General features: G+C 40.3%; 8 protein-coding genes. 6 read left to right on the top strand and 2 right to left on the bottom strand.

The genetic code is table 11. The features are described 5' to 3' along the window. Positions 1–154 precede the first annotated feature (154 nt). Both HMPREF2704_RS05140 and HMPREF2704_RS05135 read left to right on the top strand, forming a co-directional pair. Positions 155–748 carry a TetR/AcrR family transcriptional regulator gene (locus tag HMPREF2704_RS05140; protein WP_070465310.1) on the top strand — a complete coding sequence of 198 codons (594 nt, stop codon included), beginning with the start codon at positions 155–157 and terminating at the stop codon, positions 746–748. Further along, positions 748–1,311 carry an NAD(P)H-dependent oxidoreductase gene (locus HMPREF2704_RS05135; RefSeq protein ID WP_003004666.1) on the top strand — a complete coding sequence of 188 codons (564 nt, stop codon included), beginning with the start codon at positions 748–750 and terminating at the stop codon, positions 1,309–1,311. Before HMPREF2704_RS05140 ends, HMPREF2704_RS05135 begins: the two co-directional genes overlap by 1 nt. 85 nt (positions 1,312–1,396) lie before the next feature. Here HMPREF2704_RS05135 and HMPREF2704_RS05130 read toward each other — a convergent pair whose 3' ends face one another. Next, the gene (locus tag HMPREF2704_RS05130; protein ID WP_049475195.1) at positions 1,397–2,251 is read right to left on the bottom strand and encodes a putative RNA methyltransferase; all 855 of its coding nucleotides are present in this window, start codon (positions 2,249–2,251) and stop codon (positions 1,397–1,399) included. 235 nt (positions 2,252–2,486) lie between these two features. On the opposite strand from HMPREF2704_RS05130, the gene HMPREF2704_RS05125 reads away from it, so the two are divergent. From HMPREF2704_RS05125 to HMPREF2704_RS05110, 4 genes are read left to right on the top strand one after another with little or no spacing between them, the layout of a single operon-like run. Further along, positions 2,487–3,353 (top strand): ABC transporter ATP-binding protein, encoded by an 867-nt coding sequence (locus HMPREF2704_RS05125; protein ID WP_061590718.1) that lies wholly within the window; start codon positions 2,487–2,489, stop codon positions 3,351–3,353. Further along, entirely contained in the window at positions 3,353–4,195 is an 843-nt protein-coding gene (locus tag HMPREF2704_RS05120; protein ID WP_061590717.1) for an ABC transporter permease, read from the top strand. Before HMPREF2704_RS05125 ends, HMPREF2704_RS05120 begins: the two co-directional genes overlap by 1 nt. Positions 4,196–4,213: 18 nt before the next feature. Then, complete coding sequence (locus tag HMPREF2704_RS05115) at positions 4,214–4,669, top strand: LytTR family DNA-binding domain-containing protein (RefSeq protein WP_003013710.1); 456 nt, start codon at positions 4,214–4,216, stop codon at positions 4,667–4,669. 9 nt (positions 4,670–4,678) lie between these two features. Next, positions 4,679–5,092, top strand: coding sequence for a DUF3021 domain-containing protein (locus tag HMPREF2704_RS05110; protein ID WP_003009732.1), 414 nt, complete (start codon positions 4,679–4,681; stop codon positions 5,090–5,092). A 62-nt stretch (positions 5,093–5,154) separates the two neighbouring features. Here HMPREF2704_RS05110 and tyrS read toward each other — a convergent pair whose 3' ends face one another. Next, a complete protein-coding gene (gene tyrS / locus HMPREF2704_RS05105) occupies positions 5,155–6,411 on the bottom strand; it encodes a tyrosine--tRNA ligase (protein WP_003004779.1) in 1,257 nt (418 codons plus the stop codon). Positions 6,412–6,586: the final 175 nt, after the last annotated feature.

The following is a 6,586-nucleotide window of genomic DNA, read 5'->3' as shown; positions in this document are numbered from 1 at the left end:
AAGTCTTCTTAGAAACTTTCCTTAGGTGAGTACGTGACAGAAGGTCAGAGACCCTGAAGCTAAGTTTTGAGTATTTTTTATTTGACAAATATAAGTAGACAGTGTATACTTTAAAAAGTAGACGGCGTATACTTTGATAAGGAAAGGTGGTCAAATGAAACGGAATACGGAAGAACTGAAAGAAAAGTTAATTTTGGTCGGCATTGAAGAAATCAGAACTAACGGGATTGACCGGATGTCTATGCGTACAATAGCTCAAAAATGCGGGGTGACTCATGGAGCTCCCTATAAGCATTTTGGAAGTAAAGATAGATATATTCAAGTGGTTATGGAACACTTATCAATGTTCTTTTTGAAAAATATGATACAAGGGATTGATACTTCTATAGATGCAAGAACTCAACTAACTCTGATGGGCTGTAACTTTGTAAGGTTTGCCCAAGAGGAACCCTATCTATTTGAAGCATTATTTATCAAATTTCCATATAACTATTTGGAGTTATCTCAGGAAACTATTTCAGTCAACTCCTCTTTACCAGGATTTGAACATTTTAAGTCGGTAGCGTTAAGACTTAAAGATGAGGAAAATCTTTCTAGTAGTGACGCAGAAATTTTGATCCATTTTTGGAGTTTTATTGCTGGTTTGGCTCTATTGGTAAGGAGTCCCGTTGGAGAAAGCTTTAAAGAAAATGATGTTCAAAAGACCGTTAGAACGATGCTTGATATTTATATAAAAGGAGATAGCTGATGAATGTTTTAATAATCTATTCACATCCGAATGAAACAAGTTATAATGCATCAATCCTTCAAACTGTGCAAAAGCATTTAGCACCAGAGCATGAGGTTAAAATAGTAGACTTATATAAAGAAAACTTTGATCCGGTTTTACGTTTTGATGAAAGGCATAAAAGGAGAGATTTACAGCATAATGAAGACATGAAACCGTATAGAGATTTATTGAGTTGGGCGGATCAGTTGATTTTTATTTTCCCTACTTGGTGGAGTGGAATGCCAGCTATTTTAAAAGGTTTTATTGATCGTGTTTTTGTTGCAGGTTTTGCTTATCAGAATGGACCTCGAGGTCCGGTGGGGCAACTAGATGGAAAAGCGTGGATCATTACGACGCATAATACGCCAAAAATTTTTCTTCCTTTTTCTCAAGACTACGCAAAGGTTCTAAAATCCCAAATCTTGAAACCCTGTGGTATTAAACCGGTTAAAGTGACACAAGTTACACGAGTGGAGTATATGAGTGATCGTCAACGGAAAGAAGAACTCGAAAAAATCGCACAGATAGCCAAAAGGATTTAAAAACGTGCGTTACAAGTCATGACAGAGCATGCAGAAGATGAGTAAAAGGCTGAGACGATTTGTCTCAGCCTTTTTACTTTTCATTTTACGTTCTTTGTATCTTGATTTTCCCAACCAATATTTGGGCCTCAATGGTGATTTCTGTGAGTTGGGTCCAGTCGATTTTTTCTTGGTCTACGTGAAATAGAAGAGGGGTCATGGCGAGGAGCGCCTGGCGTTCTTCAGGAGTTAAACTCTTGGTGAGGCTGACCGTTTCGGATGAGAGGATTTGGCAGTGGTCTTCAAAGTGCACCAAAATTTCCTGGTTGGAGTAGGATTGCTTGGTCAATTGATCTTGGGCCAACTGACGAATTTCTTTCAGATGAGAAGAGGTTGGAACGACCTTAATGATGACCCCTTCAGCCTTTAAAACACGCTCAAATTCAGCGTAATTAGCCGGGGAGAAGATGTCCAAAATGACCTCTATACTCTTGGATTGAATGGGTAAATGAGCCAAGTCTCCTACAAACCAATTGACCTTCCAGCTAGCGTCACTCTTGGCAGCTAGTTGCACAGATTCCTTGGAAAGATCAAAGGCATAGAAAGTAGCCTTGGGATAGGCTTCTTGTAGTTTTCGGGAGTAATAGCCTTCTCCGCAACCGATATCTAGAATTCTAGCATCACTGGTCGGAATTTTTTGTCCGATCGCTGTTAGAATCGGCTCATAAAAACCTGCTTCTAAGATCAGCTGGCGATTCTGGAAATTTTCTTTGTCATAGTCCTTCGATTGTTTGATCTGAGGAGCCAGGTTGACATAGCCAAATTTTGCTAAATCAAAAGAATGGCCCTTGGGACATTTAAAACTGGTCCCCACAAGTTCTAGGTTCAATTGACAAATGGGACAGGCAAAAGCAGTGGCTGTTTGAAATCGTTGTAATTTTGGTTTGATCGGTGTATTCATATTAGTAGTGTAACAAAAGAGCCTCTAGATAGCAACCGATGTTTTAATGGGACTAAGTCACACTTTTTTAACGAATCTACGCGGTATTGAATGGAACTTGAGTCTCTTTATTTAATTTCCTCATTTTAATCTCTTCTATCTCGCCACTCATCTCTTCATTTTGACCACTTATCCCCAAAAGCCGTTTTTTAAGCGGCTTTTTTGCTAGACTGGTTCTATCAAAAGGAGAGAGAACATGATATTACAAGCTAAAAACATCAGTAAACGATATGGAAATCATTTAGCCGTAAACAATATTCACTTACAGTTTGAAAAGGGAACGTTTAATGCAATTCTAGGACCAAATGGGGCGGGGAAATCAACGACGATTTCCATGTTGATTGGTTTGAAACAAGCAACGCAAGGTGAAATCATCTATGAACCAGATACTAAAATTGGTGTGGTCTTCCAGACTAGTGTCTTAGATGAGATGCTAACGGTTAGAGAAAATCTGACCATTCGTGCCAGACAGTACAAAGGCCTAAAACCCAATCGTGTATCTAGTCTCATTAATCGGCTAGGTCTATCAGCTTTCCAAAAGCAGAAATACGGGACGCTTTCAGGTGGCCAAAAGCGTCGGGTTGATATTGCGCGTGCTTTGCTCTCACAACCAGATATTCTTTTCTTAGACGAACCAACGACAGGTTTAGACATTCAAACCCGGAAGTCTATTTGGGATTTGCTCTATCAATTGCAGAAAGAAGAGGGAATGACTGTTGTTTTGACCACGCATTATCTTGACGAGGCAGATGAAGCTGATCAAATTTATATTGTAGACCATGGGGAAGTGATTGCTCAAGGATCGGCACTAGATATTAAGAGTCAATATGCAAAAAGCATCTTGAAGATTCGTTTCAAGGAGAGACAGCAGATAGAAAGTCTCAAAACTTCGGGAATGTCAGTAGAGCAACAAAGTCAATTGGAGTATGTTTTTCAACCTGAGAGTGAAAGGGAAGCCATTGATTACCTGACACAAGTTAGAGATAATCTAGCCCATTTTGAGTTTCGTCCAGGGACCATGGATGATGCCTTTATTGCACTTACAGGAAGGGAGGTTCGCTAATGCTAGCCTTACTAAAGCGAAATTTTTTATTGTACTTCAGGAATCGTTCAGGAGTTTTCTTCTCTCTGTTGGGAGCCTTGATTTCCTTTGTTCTCTATATTATTTTTCTTCAAAAAAATCTAACAGATGCTTGGGCTCAGCTCCCCAATAGTGGTCCTGTGTTAAATAATTGGTTAATGAGTGGGACGCTGGCTGTGACAGGGATTACGACAAGTCTGGCTTCCCTGACTCAGTTAGTAAAGGACCGTGAACATCAAGTAGATCAGGATCTTTATTTATCGGATCAAGGGAAGTGGCGGTTAGCATTTTCGTATCTAACGAGTGCGATCATCATTTCTTTTTCCATGCAGATCCTTATGTATGTGCTGATGTGTGGCTATTTTAGAGAAGTTCCAACCTTATCTCTATTACCTGAAGTGCTCCTCATTATGCTCCTTAGTAGCCTGCTTTCTAGCTTAGTGAATGCCATTTTTGTTTATTTTTTCCAATCCGTAGACAGTCTTGGGAAGTTTTCGACCATAGTGGGTACAGCTTCTGGTTTTTTGGTAGGGACTTATGTTCCTTTAGGTGTTTTACCCACTTTTGCACAATCACTAATGAAGTGCACTCCAGCAACTTATATTGCTGCACTTTATCGACAAGTCCTCATGAAAGAAGCATTAAGTGAGACCTTTAAAGGTCAAGATAATCTTCTTCGAGAGTTTCAAGAAAAAATGGGTGTTCAGCTCAAATGGCAAACTTTATTGACAAAGGAACAAACATACCTTATAGTGTTAGGAGATATTCTTCTAGCTTTGGGGATTTGGATTTCCTTGGCAAAAAGATCGAGTAAAAGAAAGTAAGTGAGAATTGGAGTAGGAATGAAGATTCGTTTTGAGGAAAAACAAGATATCCCAGAAAACGACCCCTGTGTGGTCATTCAAGCCAAGCAATTATCCGATCAAGCACGAGAGGTGATGGACTATCTCGAACAGTTTTCGACAGTGAATCAAGTAGTGATCCCTATCAAAACAGATGATCATTTGATCATGGTGAAAATTGATGACATTATTCTAGCCGAGATAGATAAGAATCAGCTAACCATTTATACGACAGACAAAACGTTCATCGTCAGAGATACTTTGACAAATTTTCAACATCGGATTAATCGTCGTAATTTTTTACAGATATCCCGCCACGCGGTGATGAATATCGACCATTTGGAATCGCTATCGGATAGTTTTTCAGGCAATATGATGGCTAAACTGACACGCGGAGTAAAATCAAGTGTCAGTCGGAAATATGTCAAATCCTTGATGGATTATTTAGGGGTATAGGAGAAAGTGATGAAACGATTTATAGCTTATTTTGTATCTGGTATGAGGACAGGTTCCTTCTTTTATTTGTGTTTGGTGTTATTATCCCATGTCTATCCCAACATCGTCTATCCTGCTGTGAATGTACGCAACATTCTAGCGATCTTTTTAATGAGTGGAACAATGGGGGTCTTGACCTTCATTCTTGAGGAAGAAGAGTTTTTGACCTATAGTTTGCGTGTGGTCCTGCATTTAGTTGTGACAGCTACCATCTTAGCATTAACCTACTTGTTTTTTGGCTGGGGGGCAGCCTTACGGAGCCCGATTCCTTGGTTGATCTTTCTAGCAATTTACGGCCTGATCTGGCTTTATCAGATTTGGCAGCTCCATAAAAAAACTCAACGAATTAACCAAGCTTTGTTGCATCGCAGAAAAGGGAAATAGTCCCAGAAAAAAGTGTATAAGAAAACCACGAAGTTCATACCAAACTTCGTGGTTTTGCTTTCTTAATAAGTCAAAACAAAGTATTTTTTCTTACCGCGACGGATAACGGTCAATTCATTTTCTAATTTATCGCTATCGCTCAAGACATAGTCAAGGTCTTGGATGCGTTCGCCGTTGACGTAGATAGCTCCATTTTGAACATCTTCGCGGGCTTGGCGTTTAGAATTTACCACACCAGCTGTGACCAAGAGTTCAACAATGTTGAGGTTGTCTTCTGCTTGGACCTGGTAGTTTGGCACACCACGTAGGCCTTGTTTGAGTTCTTTAACAGAAAGGTTTTTGATGTTTCCTGCAAAGAGTTGTTCTGTGATGTTGAGGGCTTCCTTGTAGGCTTCTTCGCCGTGGACAAGGGTGACAACTTCACGCGCCAAGATCTTTTGAGCCAAGCGTTCATGAGGAGCGGCCTCAAACTGTTTGCGGATCTCTTCAATCTCATCAAGTGACAAGAAAGTGAAGATCTTCAAGAAGCGCACAGCATCCGCATCCATCACATTCATCCAGAATTGGTACATTTCGTATGGAGATGTTTTGTCTGCATTGAGCCAGACCGCATTGCCTTCTGATTTACCGAATTTCTTACCAGTTGCATCTGTGATCAAAGGCACAGTCATAACATGACCAGTTTTATCTGCTTTACGACGCATCAACTCAGTACCGGCTGTCATGTTTCCCCATTGGTCAGATCCACCGATTTGAAGAGTTACATTGTGTTCTTGGTTGAGGACGTAGAAGTCATAGCCTTGCATAATTTGGTAGGCAAACTCTGTGTAAGAAATCCCTGTTTCAATCCGTTTTTTAACAGATTCTTTACTCATCATAGCATTGACTGTAAAGTATTTTCCGACATCACGAAGGAAGTCGATAAAGCTAATGCTTCCGAACCAATCGTAGTTGTTGACCATTTCGGCTTTATTGTCACCATTTTCAAAATCGAGGAAACGAGACAATTGCCCTTGAATGGAGCGAACCCATTCTTGTACAGTTTCTTTTGTTTGGAGACTACGTTCAGCATCTTTGAAGGACGGATCTCCAATGAGACCAGTCGCACCGCCAACGAGCGCATAAGGTTTGTGGCCTGCTAGTTGAAGACGACGGCTCGTCAAGATGGCAACCAAGTGACCAAGGTGAAGGCTGTCAGCAGTTGGATCATAACCAGTATAATAAGAAACCTGACCTTCTTCCAGTGCTTTGCGCAAGGCTTCTTCATCCGTCGTTTGAAATACCAAACCACGCTCTTTTAGCTCATCAAAAATGTGCATGTGTCTTTTCTCCTTTATAAGTTTATTCATTTCTCTATTCTACCATAAACCACGGAAATGGCAATGCTTTCCATCATTTTCTTGTCCTTACCCAAGCAGAATGAGTGACGATTTCTACGCTCTTGTGATTGAAAACAAAGGGCCTAATCTGCTATAATATAGGGAACAAGGAGAA

This window comes from Streptococcus sp. HMSC076C09 (genome assembly GCF_001837905.1).
Lineage (GTDB): Bacteria > Bacillota > Bacilli > Lactobacillales > Streptococcaceae > Streptococcus > Streptococcus parasanguinis_I.
This window is presented reverse-complemented; position numbering and strand designations above follow the sequence as displayed.

What these genes read in the sequence shown, in the direction of transcription:
- HMPREF2704_RS05140 (WP_070465310.1), top strand. Translation starts at nt 155, where the DNA reads ATGAAACGGAATACGGAAGAACTGAAAGAAAAGTTAATTTTGGTCGGC.
- HMPREF2704_RS05135 (WP_003004666.1), top strand. Translation starts at nt 748, where the DNA reads ATGAATGTTTTAATAATCTATTCACATCCGAATGAAACAAGTTATAAT.
- HMPREF2704_RS05130 (WP_049475195.1), bottom strand. Translation starts at nt 2,251, where the DNA reads ATGAATACACCGATCAAACCAAAATTACAACGATTTCAAACAGCCACT.
- HMPREF2704_RS05125 (WP_061590718.1), top strand. Translation starts at nt 2,487, where the DNA reads ATGATATTACAAGCTAAAAACATCAGTAAACGATATGGAAATCATTTA.
- HMPREF2704_RS05120 (WP_061590717.1), top strand. Translation starts at nt 3,353, where the DNA reads ATGCTAGCCTTACTAAAGCGAAATTTTTTATTGTACTTCAGGAATCGT.
- HMPREF2704_RS05115 (WP_003013710.1), top strand. Translation starts at nt 4,214, where the DNA reads ATGAAGATTCGTTTTGAGGAAAAACAAGATATCCCAGAAAACGACCCC.
- HMPREF2704_RS05110 (WP_003009732.1), top strand. Translation starts at nt 4,679, where the DNA reads ATGAAACGATTTATAGCTTATTTTGTATCTGGTATGAGGACAGGTTCC.
- tyrS (WP_003004779.1), bottom strand. Translation starts at nt 6,411, where the DNA reads ATGCACATTTTTGATGAGCTAAAAGAGCGTGGTTTGGTATTTCAAACG.